Below are 21,447 nucleotides of genomic sequence, written 5' to 3'. Positions count from 1 at the left end.
TGTAAGCTATACCTTTTTACCATCTTTTTAAGTTCCTCAATTCGCTTTTTTTTAGTAATTTTGCCTAAACTATACTTCTAACAAAGAAAAAGGCGGAAAATGGACAGATTTTCATTTCTAAATGCAGCACATTCTCAATTTATTGAAGATTTATATCAGCAATATTTAAAGTACCCAGATTCTATAGAACCTTCGTGGAAATCATTTTTCCAAGGTTTTGATTTTGCACTAGCAAATTATAGTGATGATGAGGTTTCTATTACCGAATTAGCTTCTAATGTAGTCGCTACTGGGAATGTTCCAGAAAACATTGAAAAAGAATTCAAGGTAATCAATTTAATTAATGATTACAGAAGACGTGGTCACTTGTTTACCAAGACCAATCCAGTACGTGAACGTAGAACATATTCTCCAGATTTATCGATAGAGAATTTTGGTTTATCTCAAGCAGATTTACAAACCAAATTTAATTCTGCTAAAGAAGCTGGACTAAATGGAGCGGCTACACTTCAAGATATCATCAATCATCTAGAAAAAGGATATTGTGATTCTATCGGGGTAGAATATATGCACATTCAAAGTGTTGAAGAGAAAAAATTCATCAGAGAATGGATTAATGTGAATGAAAATCACCCAACTCTTTCTGCAGCTGAGAAAAAAGAGATTTTACATAAATTAAATCAAGCAGTAGCTTTCGAAAACTACTTGCACACGAAATTCGTAGGTCAAAAACGTTTCTCTCTAGAAGGTGGAGAATCATTAATTCCTGCGCTAGACCAATTAATTTCTCGTTCTTCTCTTCATGGAGTAGATGAGGTAATACTTGGGATGGCTCACAGAGGTAGATTAAATGTTTTAACCAATATTTTCCAGAAATCTTACAAGCAGATTTTCTCAGAATTCGAAGGAAAAGAATTTGAAGAAGATGTATTCTCTGGTGACGTAAAATATCACTTGGGTTCATCTAAAAAAATAACTACAGCTTCTGGTGAAGAAGTAAGAATTAACTTAGTTCCTAACCCGTCTCACTTAGAAACCGTAGCTTCTTTGGTTGGCGGAATTTCTAGAGCTAAAATAGACCACACTTACCAAGGTAATGCTAAAAAAGTATTGCCAATTGTTATCCATGGTGATGCTGCAATCGCAGGACAAGGAATTGTATACGAAGTAGCACAAATGATGACGCTAGAAGGTTACAAAACGGGTGGAACGGTTCACATTGTAGTGAATAACCAAGTTGGTTTTACCACTAACTATTTAGATGCTCGTTCTTCTATTTACTGTACAGATATTGCTAAAGTGACTGATTCTCCAGTTATGCATGTAAATGCAGACGATGTAGAAGCAGTAGTTCACGCCATTAGATTTGCAGCAGATTATAGAGCTCAGTTTGGTAAAGATGTATACATAGATTTATTAGGTTATAGAAAATATGGTCATAACGAAGGTGATGAACCAAGATTTACACAACCTAGTTTGTATAAAACTATTTCTAAACACCCTAATCCAAGAGAGATTTACAAGAAAAAACTTGTAGAAGAAGGGGTGGTTTCAGATGCTGTAATGTCTGAAATGGAAAAAGAATTTAAAAATTTATTAGACCAAAACTTTGATGAAGCTAAGGAAATCGAAAGAAATACCATGGCGATTTTCATGGAGGAGGATTGGAAAGATTATGCTTCCCTAGGAAAACTTCAGCAAGTTTTAGAAAATTATAATACGACTTATGATGTAGAAAAGCTAAGAGAATTAGCCGTTAAAATTTCTACATTACCAGCAGATAAAAAATTCATCAATAAAATTTCTAGATTATTCGATGCCAGAGTAAAAATGGTAGAAAATAATGCACTAGATTGGGCAATGGGTGAATTATTAGCGTATGGAACACTTCTTACCGAAGGCAGCACCATTAGAATTTCTGGGGAAGACGTAGAAAGAGGTACTTTCTCTCATAGACATGCTGTTGTAAAAACAGAAGATAATGAAGAAGAATACGTTCCATTAAAACAAGTTTCTGATAACAAATTTGATATTTATAACTCTCATCTTTCAGAATATGGTGTTTTAGGTTTTGACTATGGTTATGCGATGGCTTCTCCTAATACTTTAACGATTTGGGAAGCGCAATTTGGAGATTTCGTAAATGGTGCTCAAATTGTTATTGACCAATATTTAGTTGCGGCAGAAGAAAAATGGAAAATTCAAAACGGTTTGGTAATGCTTTTACCTCACGGTTTCGAAGGACAAGGTGCAGAACACTCTTCAGCAAGATTAGAAAGATTTCTGAACTTATGTGCAAACGGAAACATTATTGTAGCGAATTGTACTACACCTGCCAATTATTTCCACTTATTAAGACGCCAACAAAAATTCCCGTTCAGAAAACCGTTAGTGGTAATGACGCCTAAATCATTACTTCGTCATCCAAGAGTAATTTCTACGGTTGAAGAATTAGCAAACGGAAGTTTCCAACCAGTAATTGATGATGCTACAGCTCAACCAGAAAAAGTAGAAAAATTAGTTTTCTGTTCTGGTAAACTATACTATGAGTTATTGGCGAAGAAAGAAGAATTAAATGATGATAAAGTTGCTTTGGTAAGAATTGAACAATTATATCCATTGAATCCAGAAATTATTCAAGGTATTTTCGATAAATATTCTAACAGAAAAGAATTTGTTTGGGCACAAGAAGAGCCAGAAAATATGGGCGCTTGGACATATATGTTGCGTAATTTCCGTAACGAAAACATTCAAGTAATCGCACCTGTTGCAAGTGGAACTCCAGCTCCTGGTACTCATAAAAAATTCGAGAAAAACCAAAAAGGAGTTATCAATAGAGTTTTCGGAGTAGCAGAAGAAAATGTAGATTTGGTAAGACCTATTACCACGGTAAATGACTAAATCATGAAAAAAATTATTTACATCTTATTATTGAGTTGGTCCATCGTTACTTTTGCACAATCAAATGTAAAAGTAATAGAAAATCAGTTCTTAGATTATAATCAATTGATTGTAAAAAAAGATTTTTCTAAAGCATTAGACCAATATGCTCATGAAGGATTTCTAAAATTTGTACCCAAAGAAACCATGGTGCTTATTTTTGATAAGATGTTTAATGATCCTAACATGAAATTTTCTTTGGAAGTTCCTACCATTTTAAAAGTGGAAGAATATCCTCAGAAAATACAAAATGTATCTTATGCTAAAGTTTTTTACTCTCAAAAAATGAGTGTAGAATTAGCAGATGTGGTAAATGCAAAAGATGCCGAAGAAAAACAAAAGAATATCAATCTTTATTTAGGTGCTTTTAAATCACAATTTGGTGATGGAAATGTAGTTTTCAATGAAAAAAACAATCAATTTGAGGTCATGTCATACAAAATGGCAGTTGCCAATTCTAATGAAGGTAAAAATTGGAAATTTACAGTAGCCGAAAAACAACAAGTAGAACTCTTAAAACAATTTCTTCCAGAAGAAATACTCACTGATTTAAAATAAAAAAATACATACAATGTCAATACTAGAAATGAAAGTTCCTTCTCCAGGAGAATCAATCACAGAAGTAGAAATAGCAACTTGGTTGGTAAAAGACGGAGATTATGTAGAAAAAGATCAAGCAATTGCTGAAGTAGATTCAGACAAAGCTACACTAGAGCTTCCAGCAGAACAAGCAGGGATTATCACCTTGAAAGCTGAAGAAGGAGAAGTAGTAAAAGTTGGTCAAGTCGTTTGTTTAATTGATATGAGCGGAGCTAAACCAGAAGCTACAACTGCACCAGTTGCAGAAACTCCAAAAGCGGAAGAAGCTCCAAAAGTAGAGGCTCCAAAACCTGCGGCTGCTCCAGCTGCTACTTATGCTACCAATTCGCCATCTCCAGCTGCTAAAAAAATTCTTGACGAAAAAGGAATTGATGCTGCTGCAGTTTCAGGAACAGGTAGAGACGGAAGAATCACCAAAGAAGATGCGCTTAATGCAACTCCAGGTGCTCCAGCAATGGGTGTTTCTTCGGGTAACAGAGCTCAAACCACTACTAAACTTTCAGTTTTAAGAAGAAAATTGGCGGCAAGATTGGTTTCTGTGAAAAACGAAACGGCAATGTTAACGACTTTTAATGAAGTTGACATGTCTGAAATTTTCAGAATCAGAAAACAATACAAAGAAGAATTCGCTGCAAAACATGGAGTAGGTCTTGGATTTATGTCTTTCTTCACCAAAGCGGTAACCAGAGCTTTACAGATGTATCCAGATGTAAACGCTATGATTGATGGGGATTATAAAATCAACAACGAATTCTGTGACATTTCTATCGCGGTTTCTGGTCCTAAAGGTTTAATGGTTCCTGTATTAAGAAATGCAGAAAACCTTACTTTAAGAGGAGTAGAAGCTAGCATTAAAGAATTGGCTACCAAAGTAAGAGACGGTAAAATCACCATCGAAGAAATGACAGGCGGTACATTTACCATTACCAATGGTGGTGTTTTCGGTTCTATGCTTTCTACACCTATTATCAATCCACCTCAATCTGCAATTTTAGGAATGCACAACATTATCGAAAGACCAGTTGCGGTAAATGGCAAAGTAGAAATCAGACCAATGATGTATTTGGCGGTTTCTTATGACCACAGAATTATTGATGGTAGAGAATCTGTAGGGTTCTTAGTTGCTGTAAAAGAAGCGCTAGACAATCCAGTAGAAATTCTAATGGGTGGCGACGAAAGAAAAGCGCTAGAACTTTAATTTCTAAGAAAATAAAGTCATAAATATTAACTATTTATGAAATAAATAATTCCCGCTGATTTTTCGGCGGGATTTTTGTTATCTTTATTTCATCATAAAATTTTAAAAATGTATTCTTCAATTACTCAAAACATCAAAGTTTCTGTAATCCCAGAATATGATGTGAAAAATTCCTTTCCTGCAGACAATCGTTTTGTTTTCAGATACAATATCGTCATAGAAAATCTAGGAAATGATGCAGTAAAACTCATGAAAAGAAGATGGCTGATTTATGATGTAAGTTTCGGATTTACAGAAGTGATGGGAGATGGAGTCATCGGCATGATGCCAGAATTACAACCAGGAGAGTCTTTCAGTTACTTTTCTAATGTAATTTTGCGTTCAGGAGTAGGAAATATGCAGGGAAACTACATTTTTAAAAATTTAGAAACTTTAGAAACTTTTGAGTCTGATATTCCTAAATTTAATTTGGTTTCAGAAGTCCTTTGTAATTAAAATTTCTATAAATGAGAAAATATTTATTACTTCTTATATCAATTTTACTGTGTCTTGTAACTTTATATTTGATAAATGTAATAAATCCTTATTATGTGTTGCAAGAAAATATTAAAGAGTATTTATACTTACTTGTAATTCCAATCTTTTTAACTTTTATCATAGCACTTTTTGTTAATACCAAAGAATATTATTGGAATAGATTATTTCCTAGTTTAATTATTTCTTATTTGATAACTTTTCTCTTTTTAGGTATTTATTTTTTTGATTCATACTTAGACAAACAAAAAATCATTGAAAAACAAAGATTGGAAGCATTAAATGATATAAAAAAAGGAATCGTTAAAAAGAAATTTGGTTCTGGTCTAATTATTTTTGATGAAAATTATAATAAAAGAGTAAAAGAAATAGATTCTCTACAACGAAAAAAATATGGTTTTTTTGTTGAATCTACTGGATGTATCATATATGAAGAAGATAAATATTATAACGAAGTTGTAGATGAATATTTACAAAAGAGAAACGGAAAAAACTGGGAAAACCAATATGAAAAAGAAGTAGCTCTAATTATTAAAAAGTATCCTATTAAAGAAATTGAAAGATAAATTTATTTTATAAATTATAGAACCTTCAAATTCTTACTAAAAAGTGCAGGCAATTCATCATTTTCAGTAATCAAAAGTCTTTCAAAAGCCAATAAAGAAAGCTTCGCACATACTTCTGCATCAGCTCCAGCTCTGTGATGTGTAAATTGTATATCATGACAATTGGCGAGGTTTTTTAAACCATAACTCGTCAGATTTTTCCAAGATTTTTTGGCAATCTGTATGCTGCACAAATATTCTGTTTTAGGCTTGAAAATTCCATAATAATCAAGACAACTGCGCAAAACTCCCGCATCAAAAGAAGCATTGTGAGCTATCATAAGATTTCCGTAGAGCAAATCTTCTATTTCGTACCAAATTTCATCAAAAGTAGGAGCGTGAGCTACATCTTTTGGATAAATCCCATGAACATTGATGTTGTGTGGATTGAAATAAGGGAAACTCGGTGGTTTAATGAGCCAAGTTTTGGTTTTTACAATTTCAGAATTTTCTACCACGCAGATTCCCAATTCACACGCAGAGTTTCTCTCGTGAGTAGCCGTTTCGAAATCTAATGTAACAAAATTCATGAATGTTTTTTTTGAAATGATGTTAAAGAAAATGCTTAAAAATCAACCATTTACTTTGGTAATAGTCTTTAATTTGATTTTTGCTTCTTAATTTTAAACTTTCGGCAAACATTCCATAAAAACCAAAATGCGCTTTTAGTACTGCAATTAAGTGAGGAAATCCATCTTTCATCCCGAAATAAACGCCTGCAATTCCGTCTAAAACCAATCTTAACGGAATAATCCAAAAAAGACTAGAAGTAGGTAAATTTTTAAGAAGCATGGTTAAATTGTTTCTAAAATTTAGAAACGTTTTTTGTGGAGATTGCTTGTTAAGTGTTCCACCACCAACATGAAAAACGGTAGATTTTCCGCAATAATAAATTTTTCTTCCCGCATTTTTGAGACGCCAACATAAGTCTATTTCTTCTTGATGGGCAAAAAATCTTTCGTCAAAACCGTTCATCTTCCAGAAATCTGCTCTTCTGATGAACAAGGCACAACCAGTTGCCCAAAAAATCTCTGTTTCATCATCATATTGTCCCAAATCTTCTTCTATCGTTTCGAAAACTCTCCCTCTACAATACGGATAACCAAGATGATCAATCATTCCACCTGCAGCTCCTGCAAATTCAAAATATTTAGAATTTTTAAATGCTCTTATTTTTGGTTGAATTGCTGCAATTTCTTTGTTTTTATTGAAAAGTTCTAGAATTGGCTTAATCCAGTTTTCGGTAACTTCTACATCAGAATTCAGCAAACAATAGATTTCTTCATTTATATGTTGTAAACCTTCGTTGTAACCACCTGCAAAACCAGAGTTTTTAGCATTGATGATGATTTTTACGGTAGGGAAATATTTTTCTACAAAAGCAACGGAATCATCTGTAGAAGCGTTGTCTATTACATAAACCGTAGCTTCGTCAGAATATTCTAACACATTTGGCAAGAATTTTTCTAACCATTTTTTTCCGTTCCAATTGAGTATAGCGATGGCTACTAATGGCATATTTTTAGTATTTATTCATCAAAATGCTTAATTGCATCTTTGTATTTCCATTTTCTGTGACTCCAGAGCCAATTGTCTGGATTTTTATTAATGGTTTTTTCTAAATTTTGATGAAATTTTTTCACCACTTCATAAGGTTCAAATTTTTGATTAGTAGGGGTAATTTCGTGGTAAGTAACTCTATAGTGCCCTCTTTTAATCTTCTCCATCTCACAATACACAAACGTTACATTCATTCTACCAGAAAGTCTGTCGTAACCTACAAAAACAGGTGTTTTTTGATTTAGAAATTTCAATCCGAAATTTACCATAGAAATATGTGGCGTTTGGTCTGCTACAAACATATAGGCAGAATTTCCGTCGTTAGGATTTCTAAGAATATGTTTCATTACATCATCCGCTTCTAGAGCTTCATTACCATATCTGCTTCTAATTTTTTTTATTTTTTCTTCCCAAAAAGGATTTTGCATTTTTCTGTAAATAGGGAAGCATTTTTCTTGAGGAATAATTGTTGCCAAAGAATTAAACCATTCCCAATTGAAAACATGACCAGAAAGCATCATCACATTTTTTTGTTTTTTTTGAGATTCAGAAAAAACTTCTAAGTTTATATGTTGAACTCTTTGGTGTAAAGATTCATCAGAAATTGTAAATGCTTTTAGAGTTTCTACAATGTAATCAGAAAAATTATGATAGAATTTTTTTGAGATTTTTTTTATTTCTTGATCTGATTTTTCGGGGAAAGAATTTTTCAGGTTTTCTAGTACTACTTTTTTTCTGTATCTTATAACATAATAGATAATGAAGAATATAAAATCTGATATAAAATACAAGATTTTAAAGGGTAGTTTGGATAAAAGGAAAATTATTTGGAATAATATTTGGTTCAAAATTCAAAATTAATTTGCAAATTTACAAAATCAATTTAAGTTAATGAATAAAAAAGTAAAATATGAAGAAAATATTATTAAATTTAGCTTTTTTGGGACTGTTTTTGCCTGTTATTTCTAATGCGCAAACTACATCTGAAGTAGATGCTGCAAAATTAGAAGCCAAGAAAAAAGCTGAGGCAGAAAAAGCTTCTTATGCAAAACCTTATAATGATGCCGAAAATGCCGAAAAGAAAATTGCAGAATTGGTAAAAAAAGCCAAAAAAGAGAATAAAAACATCATGCTACAAGCAGGAGGAAATTGGTGTATTTGGTGTTTGAGATTTAATAATTTCGTGCAAACTACACCAGAATTAAAGAAATTGGTAGATGAAAACTACATTTATTATCACCTCAATTATTCTCCGAAAAATAAAAACGAGAAAATTTTTGCACAATACGGAAATCCAGGTGAGAAATATGGCTATCCTGTTTTTATTGTCTTAGATAAAAATGGAAAGCAAATTCATACACAAGAAAGCGGTTCGTTGGAAGAAGGAAAAGGCTACAGCTTAGACAAAGTAAAAGCATTCTTCGAAGCTTGGAAACCTAAAAAATAATAAAAAAGAGTTGAATTTTTTCAACTCTTTTTTATGAAAAAAAACAATATTTTTGTTTTAAAAAAGTTACTACATAAACTAAACCCATGAAAAACATTCTTTTCCTCTTTTTGTTTATATTGTTTTCTTGTGAGACAAAATCTCAACAAAATTCTAAAGCCAATAATGATTTACCAAATTACAGAATTTCGCAAGTTAAAAACTACATTAAAGGAAAGAATTATAATCAGGATTTAGCTATTTTTATCAATTTTAGAATTCCTTCTAATCGATTTAGATTTTTCATTTATGATCTTAAAAATAATAAGGTTTTAGATAAGGCCATTGTTTCTCATGGTTCTGGTTCAGTGATTAAAGGTTCTAAAGAACTTAAATTTAGCAACATAGAAAACTCTTATCAATCTTCTTTAGGTAAATATGTCATCATGAATTCTTATGTGGGAACTTTTGGTAAATCTTATCGTTTAAAAGGATTGGATAAAACCAATAGCAATGCTTTAAAAAGAGCTATCGTTTTGCATTCTTACCATTGTATACCAGATACAGAAACTCAGAATCCTGCATGTTTAAGTTTAGGTTGTCCTATGTTATCTCCTCAATTTTTTAAAATTACAGCAAATTATATTGACCGTTCTGAAAAGAAAATTTTACTGTACGCTTTTTATTAATAAAATCTGCTTAATCTGCCCAATCAGCGAGAAAATTCTTACAATAACTTTTTCAAAATATTGAGTTTAGCATCAGAATAAGGAGGATATTTCAATTCTGGTTCCAAATAATTAGATTTTTTGAGGATTGCTTTTTGATGAGAAAATGCTTCAAAACCAAATTTCCCGTGATAATTGCCAATTCCAGAATTTCCTACACCTCCAAATGGAAGTCTGTCATTGCTCAAATGCATCAAAGTATCATTGATACAGCCACCTCCAAAACTTAATTTCTCGGTGAAAAGTTCTTGTTCTTTAGCATCATTGCTGAATAAATAAGCAGAAAGAGGCTTTTCACCTTCCACTACGGTTTGCATGGCAGTTTCTAGATTTTTATAAGTCAAAATCGGTAAAATTGGCCCGAAAATTTCTTCTTGCATTACTAAATCCTCCCAAGTTACGTTGTCTAAAACAGTAGGAGAGATGTATCTTTTTTCACGGTTTGTTTCGCCTCCGAAAACCATTTTTTCGCGGTCAATCATCTTTTCTAATCGGTCAAAATTCCTCTCGTTGATGATTTTACAATAATGGTCTACGTTATCAGTATAGTTTCTTTTTTTAATTTCTTCGATGAGAACTTTTAAAAATTTCGCTTTAATATTTTCTGCAACGTACAGATAATCAGGAGCTACGCAAGTTTGTCCCGCGTTGATGAATTTTCCCCAGACTATTCTTCTCGCTACAATGTTTAAATCAGCTTTTTCGGTGACAAATGCTGGAGATTTCCCACCCAATTCTAAAGTTACTGGCGTTAAATGTTCTGCGGCAGCTTTGTAAACGATTTTTCCAACTCTTGGACTTCCCGTGAAAAATATTTTGTCAAATCTTAGTTTTAAAATCGCTGTGGTTTCTTCTACACCACCTTCTACTACGTATAAAAATTTTGCATCAAAATTTTCATTGATGAGTTTCGCCATGGCTTTCATCGTGTTTTCGGGTAGTTCGCTGGGTTTAATCATGCAAGTGTTTCCAGCGGCTATTGCAGCAATTACAGGCGTTAAAGTCAATTGATAAGGATAATTCCACGCACCGATGACCAAACAGTTTCCAAGCGGTTCAAACACGATTTTACTACTTCCCATTTGGTTCACAATATTGGTTAAAACGCTTTTAGGCTTGGCAAAAGATTTTAAATTTTTTAAATAGTAGTCGATGTCTTTATAGATAAAAGAAATTTCGGTTCCGAAAGTTTCAAATTCAGACTTTCCGAAATCTTGATAAATGGCATCATACAGTAATTTTTCATTGCTTTTTACTACTTTTTTCAGCTTTTGCAATTGTGCTTTCCTGAAATTTAAGTCTTTGGTAGCATGAGTGTTAAAAAAAGTTTTCTGTTGTTGTAAAATATCAGCGTAATTCATTATTTTAGACATTGATTTTCACAAAGATAAAATAAACTGTAGATTTTTGATGCAATATTTTCTCAGTTTTCAAAAGACTTTATGTGAGAAATAATAGTTTTTAGAATTTTAAAGAAAACGAATGCTTTTCTGAAGTATCTTACCCTGTTGAATAAAAGAAAAATTAATTGATATGGATTTTAAAAATAAAAAAGTACTGATTACGGGTGGTTGTTCTGGAATTGGTAAAATCATGGCAAGAAAATCTTTGGAGAGAGGAGCCTCCAATTTGATTATTTGGGATATTAATGAAGAAGGTTTAGCCAAAACCAAAGAAGAATTTGCGAAATTTGGAAAAGAGATTTCTACATATAAAGTAGATGTTTCTAATCTAGACGAAATTAAAATCGCTGTTCAAAGAGTAAGAATAGAAGTAGGAAAAGTAGATATTCTTATCAACAATGCTGGAATTGTAGTAGGGAAATATTTCCATGAACACACCCACGAACAAATTCAGAAATCGTTATTGATTAATGCAAACGCTTTAATGCACATCGCATTAGAATTTTTACCAGAAATGATGAAAGAAAACTCTGGAGCCATTTGTAACATCGCTTCTTCAGCAGGATTGATTTCCAATCCTAAAATGTCTGTTTACGCAGCTTCAAAATGGGCAGTAAATGGTTGGAGTGATTCTCTTCGTCTCGAAATGGAGCAGCTCGATAAAAACGTTTCTGTCACTACAATTATGCCTTTTTACATCAACACAGGAATGTTTGACGGAGTGAAATCTAAATTACTTCCGATTCTAGAACCAGAACCAACTTCAGAAAGAATTATCAAAGCCATAGAAAGAGGAACCAAGATTTTGGCAATGCCACTTCCTTATTGGTTTATCCGTTTTTCACAAGGAATTTTACCAATTCCAGCCTTTGATTGGGTGATGAAAAATGTCTTCGGGATTTATGATACCATGAAGGATTTTACGGGCAGAAAATAAATATGAAGCGCAGGAAATTTTCCTGCGTTTTTTGTTAAAAGTTAATTAAATGTTAATTTTCTTTAAATAAATTGGTGTCAAAAGCATTATTATTGTATTTTTGAGCATCTAAAAAAAGTAAAAAAAGACCTTCGATGAATTCTTACAAAAATCCATTAGAAGAGCGCTATTCTAGTGAAGAAATGCTCTTCAATTTCTCGCCTAATCAGAAATTTAGAACTTGGAGAAAACTGTGGATTGCGCTCGCAGAAATAGAAAAAGACCTCGGTTTAGACATTACCGATGAGCAAATTGCTCAACTCAAAGAACATTCAGAAAACATTGATTACGAAAAAGCAGCACACTACGAAAAGAAGTTTCGTCATGATGTGATGGCGCATGTTCATACCTACGGAGATGTTGCTCCATTAGCTAAACCAATCATTCATTTAGGTGCAACTTCGGCATTTGTAGGAGATAATACAGACCTTATTCAAATTAGAGACGGACTGCAAATTATCAGAAAACAATTGGTGAATGTTATTAAAAATCTTTCTGATTTTTCACTTCAATATAAAGATTTACCAACGCTTGGTTTCACACACTTTCAACCAGCGCAGTTAACTACTGTAGGGAAACGAGCTACGCTTTGGCTACAATCTTTACTTCTGGATTTAGAAGAATTAGAATTTTTCCTCGAAACATTAAGATTTAGAGGTGTAAAAGGAACCACAGGAACCGCAGCAAGCTTTTTAGAGTTGTTTAACGGAGATTATTCTAAAGTGAAACACTTAGACAAAGAATTGTCCAAACGTTTTGGATTTGAGAAAGTTTTCGGAGTTTCTGGTCAAACCTACGATAGAAAAATTGATGCAAAAGTTTTGGCGCTATTGTCAAATATTGCACAATCTGCCCATAAATTCACCAACGATTTAAGACTTTTACAGAATTTAAAAGAAATAGAAGAACCTTTTGAGAAAAATCAAATCGGTTCATCTGCGATGGCTTACAAACGTAATCCTATGCGTTCTGAAAGAATTTCTGCATTAGCAAAATATGTGATGTCATTGCAAAATTCATCTGCAATGGTAGCAGCTACACAATGGTTCGAAAGAACTTTAGACGATTCTGCGAATAAAAGATTAACGATTCCTCAAGCGTTTTTAGCAGTAGATGCTATTTTATTGATTTGGAATAACATTATGAATGGAATCGTTGTCTACGAAAACAGAATTCATAAACATATTATGGAAGAACTTCCTTTCATGGCGACAGAATACATCATCATGGAGGAAGTGAAAGCAGGTGGTGACCGACAGGAAATTCACGAAGTAATACGTGTTCATTCCATGGAAGCCTCGAAAAAGGTAAAAATGGAAGGTAAAGAAAACGACTTAATCGAAAGGATCATGAATGACGACTCCCTGAAATTAGACAAGTCGAAATTGAAAGAGGTTTTAGACCCTAAAAATTTCATCGGCTTCGCACCTATCCAAACCGAGGAATTTGTTCAGCAAGAAATTCAACCTGTTTTGGAAAAATACGCCGACTTAATTGGCTTAGAATCAGAACTAAAAGTATAAATTTGTGCAGCTTTGTCGCTGCACTTTTTGTTTGAAAAGTAATAAATCTAATATTTAAATCTGACATCTGATGTCTCATAAAAAAAGAATTTTCGTAGAAAAAAGAGGAATTTTCGATGTAGAAAGTCCTAAAGTTTTAAATGAAATTAAATCTATTTTGCCAAACATTCAATCCGTGAAAGTCTTTAATGTCTATGATATTTTTGGCTTAGACGAATTGGAGTTTGAAAAAGTAGTCAACAATACTTTTGTAGATCCAGTGGTGGATATTTTGCATCATGAAAATCCTGCAAAATCCATTTATTTTGCCACAGAATTTCTTCCCGGTCAATACGATCAAAGAGCAGATTCGGCTCAGCAATGTATCGCTTTACTCACTGGAAATGAGAAATCTACGGTAAGAAGTGGTAAATTGATTGAATTACAAGGAATCAATGAGGCTGATTTGCCTAAAATCAAAAATTTGCTCATCAATAAAGTAGAATCTCAAGAAAAAAATCTTGAAATTTTAGAAATTCCGGCCGAAGAAACTCCAGATAAAATTAAAATCTACGATGATTTTAACGGTTTAACAACTCAACAACTTAACGATTTTTACAACAATCACGGTTTTGCGTTTGGTTTTGATGATTTACAATTCATTCAAGACTACTTTAAATCAGAAAACAGAAATCCAACTGAAACCGAACTGAAAGTTCTGGATACGTATTGGAGCGACCATTGTCGTCACACTACTTTTGAAACAGAACTCACTGATATTCAGTTTGAAGGAAAGTTCAAGGAGACTTTAGAAAAAATCTTCAATGATTATATAGAAAAAAGAAAATTCTTGGGCAGAGAAGCAAAACCTATTTCTTTGATGGATTTAGCGACTGTTTGCGCAAGATATTTCCATAAAACAGGCAAGTTAGAAAATTTGGTTGTTTCAGATGAAATCAACGCTTGTACCATAGAAATTGAAGCCGAATTTGACGGCAAAAAAGAGCCATGGTATTTGTTGTTCAAAAACGAAACGCACAATCACCCTACAGAAATTGAACCTTTTGGTGGTGCTTCTACTTGTTTGGGTGGCGCAATCAGAGACCCTTTGTCGGGTAGAGCTTTTGTTTTCCAAGCGATGCGTTTAACGGGTGCTGCAGATGTTTTAGAGCCAATTTCTGAAACTTTACCAGGGAAATTGCCACAAAGAACCATTTCTAAACAAGCAGCAAATGGTTATTCTTCTTATGGAAACCAAATTGGTCTTGCAACGACGCACGTTTCTGAAATTTATGACGAAGGTTACAAAGCAAAACGAATGGAAGTTGGTTTCGTTGCCGGTGCGGTTCCAAAATCATGGGTTCGCAGAGAAAAACCAGCAGTTGGTGATGTGGTAATTGTTTTAGGAGGTGCAACTGGAAGAGACGGAGTTGGTGGCGCAACGGGAAGTTCTAAAGAGCAAGACGAAACTTCTATTCATACGATGAGTTCGGAAGTGCAGAAAGGAAATGCGGTGGAAGAACGTAAAATTCAAAGACTTTTTAGAAATCCTGAAGTAACGAAATTAATTAAAAAATCAAATGATTTTGGAGCAGGTGGAGTTTCCGTTGCGATTGGCGAAATTGCTGATTCACTGGAAATTAACCTCGATGTTTTGCCTTTGAAATATGAAGGGTTAAATGGAACTGAACTCGCGATTTCGGAATCTCAAGAAAGAATGGCGGTAGTGATTGAAGCTCACGAAAAAGAGAAATTCATTAAATTCTGCGAAGCAGAAAATATAAAAGCCGTTGAAATAGCAAAAGTTACCGATTCTGGAAGAATGCAAATGTTCTGGAACGGGCAAAAAATTGTGGATTTAAGCAGAGCATTTCTCGATACAAGCGGTTGTGCAAAGAAACAAGACGCTAAAATATCTCACTTACAAGAAGTTAATTCAAAATCTATTGAGTTTAATGAAGAGAATTTCTACAAAATTTTAGCAGAAAAAAATACCGCTTCTCAAAAAGGATTGGTTGAAATGTTCGATTCTACAGTGGGGGCAACTACGGTAGCGCTTCCTTTCGGTGGGAAATATCAAACTACAGAAACCGAAGGTTGTGTGCAAACGTTGCCAATTCTCAACGCTGAAAATATAGAAACTGTTTCTTATGCAAGTTGGGGTTTTGATGCTGAAATTTCCAAGCAAAATTCTATGGTTGGAGCAAGTTTAGCAGTGGTAGAATCGGTGGCTAAAATCGTTGCAATGGGAGGTGATTTTAGAAATATCAGATTGAGTTTTCAAGAATATTTTGAAAAATTAGGCAATAATTCAGAAAAATGGGGGAAACCTTTAGCATCACTTTTAGGAGCTTATGATGCACAAATGAACCTTGGTTTAGCGGCAATTGGAGGTAAGGATTCTATGAGTGGAACGTACCAAGATATCAATGTTCCGCCAACCTTAATTTCATTCGCTTGTGCTGATGGTAAAAAATTAAACACCATTTCTCCAGAGTTCAAAAAAGTGGGTAATTTCATCTATCATTTTCATCACAAAACTCAAGAAAATGGATTGCCAAATTACGAAAATTTAATCGAAGTTTTTGATTATATTCATCAAGGGATTCAGGACAAAAAAATCGTTTCTGTGAAAACCATTAAAGATGGTGGAGTTGCAGTAGCGGTTGCAAAAATGAGTTTTGGAAATCTTTTAGGAGCTGAAATTTCTATCGATGAAAAATTCCTACTCGATAAAAATATCGGTGGATTAGTAATAGAATCTTCAGAAAAATTAGACAGGGATTTACTTCAATTGATAGGTGAGGTTAAAAAATCAAAAATAATCAAAATCAACAATTTAGATTTTGAAATCCATAAATTACTTGAAGTAAATTCTGGAACATTTGAAAATCTATTTCCAACTAAAGAAAAGGAAAGAATTCAAATTTATTTTGATGAAAATCTAAACGGAACTGAGAGAAAATCAATCAACATTATTTCTCATAAAATTGGAGCACCAAGAGTTTTTGCTCCAATTTTCCCAGGAACCAATTGTGAATACGAAACGCAAAATGCTTTCAGAAAAGAAGGTGCTATTGTAGAAAGTTTACCATTGAAAAATTTAACTCATCAATTGCTCGATGAAAGTATAGAAACTTGGGTGGAAAAAATTAAACAGTCGCAAATTTTAGTGTTTTCAGGAGGCTTTTCAGCGGGTGATGAACCAGATGGTTCCGCTAAATTTATTGTGAATGTTTTGAAGAATGAAAAAATGAAAAATGCGGTTCACGAATTGCTTTCCAGAGACGGAATGATTTTGGGAATTTGCAACGGTTTTCAGGCTTTGGTAAAATCTGGTTTGCTTCCTTACGGTGAAATCAGAGATTTAGATGAAACATCTCCAACTTTAGCGCACAATGCTATCGGAAGACACATTTCTCAGATGGTAGATGTAAAAGTGATTAATGATGATTCTCCTTGGTTAAAGGGAATGAAAGGCGAGGTTTATACCATCCCGATTTCTCACGGTGAAGGTAGATTCATGGCTTCGGAAGAAGTGTTGCTAGATTTATATAAAAAAGGTCAGATTGCTACGCAATACATCGATACTGATGGAAATATAGCACACGGAATGCCATTCAATCCTAATCAATCGCTGTTCGGAATTGAAGGAATTACAAGTGAAAGTGGTAAAATTTTTGGAAGAATGGGGCATCCAGAACGTTTTTCAGAAGGATTGTTCAAAAACATTCCTACCGCTAATTATCATAATATTTTCAGAAACGGAGTTGAATATTTTAGGTAAGGATAAGTCGAGACTTGTCCGAAAATCATAGATTTTCAAATAATATTAAAGGAGAGTCGCAGAGCGACGAACGATTTTTAAAGGTTGGAATTAATTCCAACAAACAAGATAAATAATAAAAATCTCAATAAAATGAATAAAGGTGAAATGCTTTACGAAGGAAAAGCAAAACAAGTTTTCGCAACAGAAAATCCAGAAGAAGTAATCGTAAAATTCAAAGACGATGCCACAGCATTTAATGCACAAAAACGTGGAAGTTTCGATTTGAAAGGCGAAATGAATAACGCTATTACAACACTTATTTTTGAATATTTACAGGAAAAAGGAATCCCAACTCATTTCATCAAACAATTGAATGAAAGAGAACAGTTGGTAAGAAAAGTGAGCATTATTCCTCTAGAAATGGTGGTGAGAAACTACGCTGCAGGAAGTATGGCACAAAGATTAGGAGTAGAAGAAGGAATTAAATCTCCAGTGACTATTTTTGATATTTGCTACAAAAAAGATGAATTGGGAGATCCTTTGATTAATGATTATCACGCAATTTTCTTGGGAGCTGCTACTAAAGAAGAGTTGGACGAAATGTATGCTTTGACTAACAAAATCAATGAGTTACTGAAAGAATTGTTTGACAAGATGAACATTATTTTAGTAGATTTCAAAATCGAATTAGGAAAAACATCTGATGGTAAAATTATTCTTGCAGACGAGATTTCTCCAGATACTTGCAGACTTTGGGATAAAGATACCATGAAAAAACTCGATAAAGATAGATTCAGACGTGATTTGGGCGAAGTTACTGAAGCGTATGTAGAAATCTATGAAAGATTGAAAAAAGCTCTAGGAAAGTAATTTTCTGAAAGATTTTCACCTATTGATAAATAAAATGAAAGATATAAAATTAACATATCAAGAACAATTTAGCCAAGAGTTTTACGGCAGAAATCTTTTGAGAACTCAAGAAGAAGAATTTCTTGATGCTCCAAAAGAAGAATGTGGAATTTTTGGCTTGTATTCTGATAATGAAGTAGATACATTCTCGCTTTCGCAGTTCGGGTTGTTTGCTTTGCAGCATCGCGGACAAGAAGCTTGCGGTATTTCTGTTTCTTCTCAAGGTAAAATTATTACGGTAAAAGATGAAGGTTTGGTGTTGGATGTTTTTAAAACCATTCCAAATCCTGAAGCATTATTGGGAAATGCGGTGATTGGTCATACTCGTTACACCACAGCTGGGGATAAAAAAACCTATAATTTTCAGCCATTTTTTGCGAAAAATGAGTACGACCAAATTGTTTTGTCGATTGCTCATAATGGTAATTTGACCAATGCGCAAGAACTCAAAGCGGAGTTAGAAGCGGAAGGTGTAGTTTTCAAAGCAACTTCAGATTCTGAGGTGATATTGAGATTGATTCAAAAAAATCTGGATTTAGGATTGCGGGGTGCGATAAAAGCAACCATGGAAAAAATAGAAGGCGCTTATTCCGTTGTAGGAATGACCAGAAATAAATTTTTTGCGTTCAGAGATTTTCACGGAATTCGTCCTTTAGTTTTAGGAGCGATAGATGAAAAAACTTTCGCTTGTGCTTCGGAAACTTGTGCATTAGATGCAGTTGGTGCGCAGTATGTAAGAGATATTCTTCCTGGTGAAATTGTTTACACTTCTGAGCATCACGAAGGTTTACAGAGTTTCTTGGTTAAAGAAAATTGCGAAAGAAGAATCTGTGCTTTTGAATATATTTATTTTGCAAGACCTGATACTACTTTAGAAGGGATTAATGTACATGAAATCAGAGAAAAGTCTGGTGAAAAAATTTGGGAACAAGCCCCTGTAAAAGCAGATGTGGTCATTGGAGTTCCAGATTCAGGAGTTCCTGCAGCAATTGGCTATTCTAAAGCTTCTGGGATACCATTTAGACCAGTTTTAATTAAAAACAGATACATCGCAAGAAGTTTCATTGTTCCGTCTCAGGAAATGAGAGAAAGAGTAGTGAATTTGAAACTGAATCCTATAGTTGCTGAAATCAAAGGCAAGTCAGTGGTCATTATTGATGATTCTATTGTAAGAGGAACAACTTCTAAACGATTGGTGAAAATTTTAAGAGACAGTGGAGCGAAAGAAATTCATTTCAGAAGTGTATCTCCGCCGATTATTGCGCCATGTTTCTTAGGAATTGATACGCCGAAAAAAGATGATTTAATCGCCGCAAATATGTCTGTGGAAGAATTAAAAGATTATTTGGGAGTAGATAGTTTAGAATTTTTGAGCATTGATAATTTAAAAGTGATTTTAGGTTCTTCTGACCATTGTTTCGGGTGTTTTACAGAAAAATATCCTGTAAGCAAGCCAAAAGAAACGCATTTGTTTGATTAGTTTAAAATTTAAATAAATAGAAAAACTCGAGAATTTCTCGAGTTTTTTTGGTAATGATAGGTTGTATGTATGAAAGTGTTAGTGTTCTAAAAGTTGAAATCAAGACCTACTTGCAAGTTATTATTCTTAGAATTGCTTAAGAAATAATCGGTTACGTTTCCATCTTTTCCAATTCCTGTTAAACCGAATGTATAACGAGCATTGATGCCTAAATTTTCATTGATTTTAAGTCCAGCGCCAACTCCAGCTCCTACATTAAATCGGTTTAAGTAATCCATATTAATGTTGGTAGAAGGTGTGATAATGGTGTTTAAACTTTGGTTTGCCGAAAGCATGTAGCTAAACTCTGGTCCAACTTCTAAATATAAATTACTTGGCAAATTATACTGTAACATAATTGGTAATGAAAGGTAATCTAGTTTAGTAGTTGTAGAAACCTGACCGATAATTCCTCCAAAATCATATAAATCGGTTTTTGCGCCCATTTGGTTGTACACCAATTCTGGTTTAATGCTGTAAGATTCTGTAATCGGGAAAGTAGCTGTTACACCTGCATAAAATCCAGTTTTCATTTTCGTGTCTACTGCGGTAGAAGTATTAGAAATGTCGGATAAGTTAAGACCTGCTTTTACTCCAAATTGTTGAGCAAAAGTAAGTGAACTTGCTAAAACGGTTAATCCCAAAAATATTTTTTTCATAATCTTTTATTTTTCTTAATTAAATAATTGTTTAATGTTTTCATATTTTCAAAGAGCATGCCAAAAATTGAACTGAATTTTTAAGTTGCTGATTTACAATACTATAAAAGCCGAAGAATAATCTTCGGCTTTTATTTTTTTCATCAAGCGTTCTTTATTAGAACTTTATATTTAAACCAACTTGAAAAGCATTGTTTTTGTTTTTCGAGTCAGTTGAAGGTCCTGATTCTTTAGTGATATCACTGAAACCAGCTACATATCTTGCGTTAAGCCCTACATTTTTAGAAATGTCAAATCCTAAACCTAAACCAACTCCCATGTTGAAGCTATTGAAGTCTTCTTTATCCAATTCTGTTACTGTTGAAGAAGAACCATTGTCAAATTTTTGTTTAGCGTTTACTAAAAATCCAAATTCTGGACCTGCTTCTAAGTAAAACTGTGGAGTAGCTTTGTATTGGAACATCACTGGAACTGCTACGTAATCTAGGTTAAGGGTAGAAGAATAAGTAGTTCCTAATACGGTAGAAGATACTTTAGAGCCTAAATTGTTATATAAAACTTCTGGTTGAATGCTAAATGATTCTGATACTGGAACGTTCATGAATACACCTGCGTAGTAACCTACTTTTGATTTTGTGTCATCAAATCCTTCGTCTGAAATAGTTGAAACGTTCATACCTGCTTTTGCTCCGAATTGCTGTGCAAATGTCAATGAGCTTACTGCTACTGCAGCGGTTAAAAATAATTTTTTAATCACGGTTTTTTTGTTTCCGTTTTTGAGTGATTGAATCTTTGATTTCATAATTTTAAATTTTTTGTTCTTATTAATTTCTAATTTCTAATTTCTAATTTTTAAGTTTTATGTTTTTGTCTTTGCAAAGTTTCAATTTTTGTAAAAGCTTCTTGTTATAAAATTTTAAACAATTGTTTCAAAATTTTTGCTCCATATTTTTAAGCTTAATAAAACTGAAAAGTTGTTCAGATTTCTATGGCAAAGTTGTAGCATTTCTCAAAATATTATTTTACAAAATTTTCATTGTTTTTTACAGAATTCCATAAAAAAAAGTTTGGCCAAAGCCAAACTTTCAAATATGTTGCCAAATAACCTTTGGTTAATGG

At 33.3% G+C, this 21,447-nt stretch carries 18 protein-coding genes; 12 read left to right on the top strand and 6 right to left on the bottom strand.

Annotated elements, in window-relative coordinates:
* Positions 1 to 99 precede the first annotated feature (99 nt).
* The 5 genes from KKQ76_RS06450 to KKQ76_RS06430 all read left to right on the top strand — a co-directional run bounded on the left by KKQ76_RS06450 (position 100) and on the right by KKQ76_RS06430 (position 5,838).
* On the top strand, positions 100 to 2,901 hold the full coding sequence (locus KKQ76_RS06450) for a 2-oxoglutarate dehydrogenase E1 component (protein ID WP_213196334.1): 2,802 nt from the start codon (positions 100 to 102) through the stop codon (positions 2,899 to 2,901).
* Between the two features lie 3 nt (positions 2,902 to 2,904).
* On the top strand, positions 2,905 to 3,498 hold the full coding sequence (locus KKQ76_RS06445) for a hypothetical protein (RefSeq protein WP_213196333.1): 594 nt from the start codon (positions 2,905 to 2,907) through the stop codon (positions 3,496 to 3,498).
* Between the two features lie 13 nt (positions 3,499 to 3,511).
* Positions 3,512 to 4,738, top strand: coding sequence for a 2-oxoglutarate dehydrogenase complex dihydrolipoyllysine-residue succinyltransferase (gene odhB / locus KKQ76_RS06440; protein WP_213196332.1), 1,227 nt, complete (start codon positions 3,512 to 3,514; stop codon positions 4,736 to 4,738).
* A 108-nt stretch (positions 4,739 to 4,846) separates the two neighbouring features.
* Positions 4,847 to 5,233 carry a Co2+/Mg2+ efflux protein ApaG gene (apaG, locus tag KKQ76_RS06435; protein ID WP_213196331.1) on the top strand — a complete coding sequence of 129 codons (387 nt, stop codon included), beginning with the start codon at positions 4,847 to 4,849 and terminating at the stop codon, positions 5,231 to 5,233.
* An 11-nt stretch (positions 5,234 to 5,244) separates the two neighbouring features.
* Positions 5,245 to 5,838, top strand: a complete 594-nt coding sequence (locus tag KKQ76_RS06430; RefSeq protein ID WP_213196330.1) for an FEKKY domain-containing protein — start codon at positions 5,245 to 5,247, stop codon at positions 5,836 to 5,838.
* Positions 5,839 to 5,852: 14 nt separating this feature from the next.
* Here KKQ76_RS06430 and KKQ76_RS06425 read toward each other — a convergent pair whose 3' ends face one another.
* Genes KKQ76_RS06425 through KKQ76_RS06415 form a run of 3 tightly spaced genes read right to left on the bottom strand, consistent with a single transcriptional unit; the run spans position 5,853 to position 8,288 of the window.
* On the bottom strand, positions 5,853 to 6,407 hold the full coding sequence (locus tag KKQ76_RS06425) for a 3'-5' exonuclease (protein ID WP_213196328.1): 555 nt from the start codon (positions 6,405 to 6,407) through the stop codon (positions 5,853 to 5,855).
* A gap of 22 nt (positions 6,408 to 6,429) precedes the next feature.
* Positions 6,430 to 7,395: a glycosyltransferase family 2 protein gene (locus KKQ76_RS06420; RefSeq protein WP_213196326.1), complete on the bottom strand. Its 966-nt coding sequence runs from the start codon at positions 7,393 to 7,395 to the stop codon at positions 6,430 to 6,432.
* A gap of 11 nt (positions 7,396 to 7,406) precedes the next feature.
* On the bottom strand, positions 7,407 to 8,288 hold the full coding sequence (locus tag KKQ76_RS06415) for a lysophospholipid acyltransferase family protein (protein WP_213197483.1): 882 nt from the start codon (positions 8,286 to 8,288) through the stop codon (positions 7,407 to 7,409).
* 59 nt (positions 8,289 to 8,347) lie between these two features.
* Here KKQ76_RS06415 and KKQ76_RS06410 point away from each other — a divergent pair, with 59 nt between their 5' ends.
* Together KKQ76_RS06410 and KKQ76_RS06405 are read left to right on the top strand one after the other, a co-directional pair.
* Complete coding sequence (locus tag KKQ76_RS06410; protein ID WP_213196325.1) at positions 8,348 to 8,884, top strand: thioredoxin family protein; 537 nt, start codon at positions 8,348 to 8,350, stop codon at positions 8,882 to 8,884.
* An 86-nt stretch (positions 8,885 to 8,970) separates the two neighbouring features.
* Entirely contained in the window at positions 8,971 to 9,552 is a 582-nt protein-coding gene (locus KKQ76_RS06405; RefSeq protein ID WP_213196324.1) for a murein L,D-transpeptidase catalytic domain-containing protein, read from the top strand.
* Positions 9,553 to 9,590: 38 nt separating this feature from the next.
* On the opposite strand, the gene KKQ76_RS06400 is transcribed toward KKQ76_RS06405, so the two are convergent.
* Positions 9,591 to 10,964, bottom strand: coding sequence for an aldehyde dehydrogenase (locus KKQ76_RS06400; protein WP_246501356.1), 1,374 nt, complete (start codon positions 10,962 to 10,964; stop codon positions 9,591 to 9,593).
* 160 nt (positions 10,965 to 11,124) lie between these two features.
* Here KKQ76_RS06400 and KKQ76_RS06395 point away from each other — a divergent pair, with 160 nt between their 5' ends.
* The 5 genes from KKQ76_RS06395 (at position 11,125) to purF (ending at position 19,630) form a co-directional block, all read left to right on the top strand.
* A complete protein-coding gene (locus KKQ76_RS06395) occupies positions 11,125 to 11,931 on the top strand; it encodes an SDR family oxidoreductase (RefSeq protein ID WP_213196323.1) in 807 nt (268 codons plus the stop codon).
* Positions 11,932 to 12,065: 134 nt separating this feature from the next.
* A complete protein-coding gene (gene purB, locus KKQ76_RS06390) occupies positions 12,066 to 13,493 on the top strand; it encodes an adenylosuccinate lyase (RefSeq protein ID WP_213196322.1) in 1,428 nt (475 codons plus the stop codon).
* 70 nt (positions 13,494 to 13,563) lie between these two features.
* Positions 13,564 to 17,259, top strand: coding sequence for a phosphoribosylformylglycinamidine synthase (locus KKQ76_RS06385; protein ID WP_213196321.1), 3,696 nt, complete (start codon positions 13,564 to 13,566; stop codon positions 17,257 to 17,259).
* Between the two features lie 132 nt (positions 17,260 to 17,391).
* Positions 17,392 to 18,111, top strand: coding sequence for a phosphoribosylaminoimidazolesuccinocarboxamide synthase (gene purC / locus KKQ76_RS06380; RefSeq protein ID WP_069797351.1), 720 nt, complete (start codon positions 17,392 to 17,394; stop codon positions 18,109 to 18,111).
* A gap of 34 nt (positions 18,112 to 18,145) precedes the next feature.
* The gene (gene purF, locus KKQ76_RS06375) at positions 18,146 to 19,630 is read left to right on the top strand and encodes an amidophosphoribosyltransferase (protein ID WP_213196319.1); all 1,485 of its coding nucleotides are present in this window, start codon (positions 18,146 to 18,148) and stop codon (positions 19,628 to 19,630) included.
* An 86-nt stretch (positions 19,631 to 19,716) separates the two neighbouring features.
* Here purF and KKQ76_RS06370 read toward each other — a convergent pair whose 3' ends face one another.
* Positions 19,717 to 20,328 carry a porin family protein gene (locus tag KKQ76_RS06370; protein ID WP_213196317.1) on the bottom strand — a complete coding sequence of 204 codons (612 nt, stop codon included), beginning with the start codon at positions 20,326 to 20,328 and terminating at the stop codon, positions 19,717 to 19,719.
* A 157-nt stretch (positions 20,329 to 20,485) separates the two neighbouring features.
* A complete protein-coding gene (locus tag KKQ76_RS06365) occupies positions 20,486 to 21,082 on the bottom strand; it encodes a porin family protein (RefSeq protein ID WP_213197481.1) in 597 nt (198 codons plus the stop codon).
* Between the last annotated feature and the right edge of the window lie 365 nt (positions 21,083 to 21,447).

The sequence above is a fragment of the Cloacibacterium caeni genome (genome assembly GCF_907163105.1).
GTDB lineage: Bacteria > Bacteroidota > Bacteroidia > Flavobacteriales > Weeksellaceae > Cloacibacterium > Cloacibacterium caeni_A.
This window is presented reverse-complemented; position numbering and strand designations above follow the sequence as displayed.

Excerpts from the sequence above, each read along its gene's own strand:
- KKQ76_RS06450 (WP_213196334.1), top strand. The coding sequence starts at position 100 with ATGGACAGATTTTCATTTCTAAATGCAGCACATTCTCAATTTATTGAA.
- KKQ76_RS06445 (WP_213196333.1), top strand. The coding sequence starts at position 2,905 with ATGAAAAAAATTATTTACATCTTATTATTGAGTTGGTCCATCGTTACT.
- odhB (WP_213196332.1), top strand. The coding sequence starts at position 3,512 with ATGTCAATACTAGAAATGAAAGTTCCTTCTCCAGGAGAATCAATCACA.
- apaG (WP_213196331.1), top strand. The coding sequence starts at position 4,847 with ATGTATTCTTCAATTACTCAAAACATCAAAGTTTCTGTAATCCCAGAA.
- KKQ76_RS06430 (WP_213196330.1), top strand. The coding sequence starts at position 5,245 with ATGAGAAAATATTTATTACTTCTTATATCAATTTTACTGTGTCTTGTA.
- KKQ76_RS06425 (WP_213196328.1), bottom strand. The coding sequence starts at position 6,407 with ATGAATTTTGTTACATTAGATTTCGAAACGGCTACTCACGAGAGAAAC.
- KKQ76_RS06420 (WP_213196326.1), bottom strand. The coding sequence starts at position 7,395 with ATGCCATTAGTAGCCATCGCTATACTCAATTGGAACGGAAAAAAATGG.
- KKQ76_RS06410 (WP_213196325.1), top strand. The coding sequence starts at position 8,348 with ATGAAGAAAATATTATTAAATTTAGCTTTTTTGGGACTGTTTTTGCCT.
- KKQ76_RS06405 (WP_213196324.1), top strand. The coding sequence starts at position 8,971 with ATGAAAAACATTCTTTTCCTCTTTTTGTTTATATTGTTTTCTTGTGAG.
- KKQ76_RS06400 (WP_246501356.1), bottom strand. The coding sequence starts at position 10,964 with ATGTCTAAAATAATGAATTACGCTGATATTTTACAACAACAGAAAACT.
- KKQ76_RS06395 (WP_213196323.1), top strand. The coding sequence starts at position 11,125 with ATGGATTTTAAAAATAAAAAAGTACTGATTACGGGTGGTTGTTCTGGA.
- purB (WP_213196322.1), top strand. The coding sequence starts at position 12,066 with ATGAATTCTTACAAAAATCCATTAGAAGAGCGCTATTCTAGTGAAGAA.
- KKQ76_RS06385 (WP_213196321.1), top strand. The coding sequence starts at position 13,564 with ATGTCTCATAAAAAAAGAATTTTCGTAGAAAAAAGAGGAATTTTCGAT.
- purC (WP_069797351.1), top strand. The coding sequence starts at position 17,392 with ATGAATAAAGGTGAAATGCTTTACGAAGGAAAAGCAAAACAAGTTTTC.
- purF (WP_213196319.1), top strand. The coding sequence starts at position 18,146 with ATGAAAGATATAAAATTAACATATCAAGAACAATTTAGCCAAGAGTTT.
- KKQ76_RS06370 (WP_213196317.1), bottom strand. The coding sequence starts at position 20,328 with ATGAAAAAAATATTTTTGGGATTAACCGTTTTAGCAAGTTCACTTACT.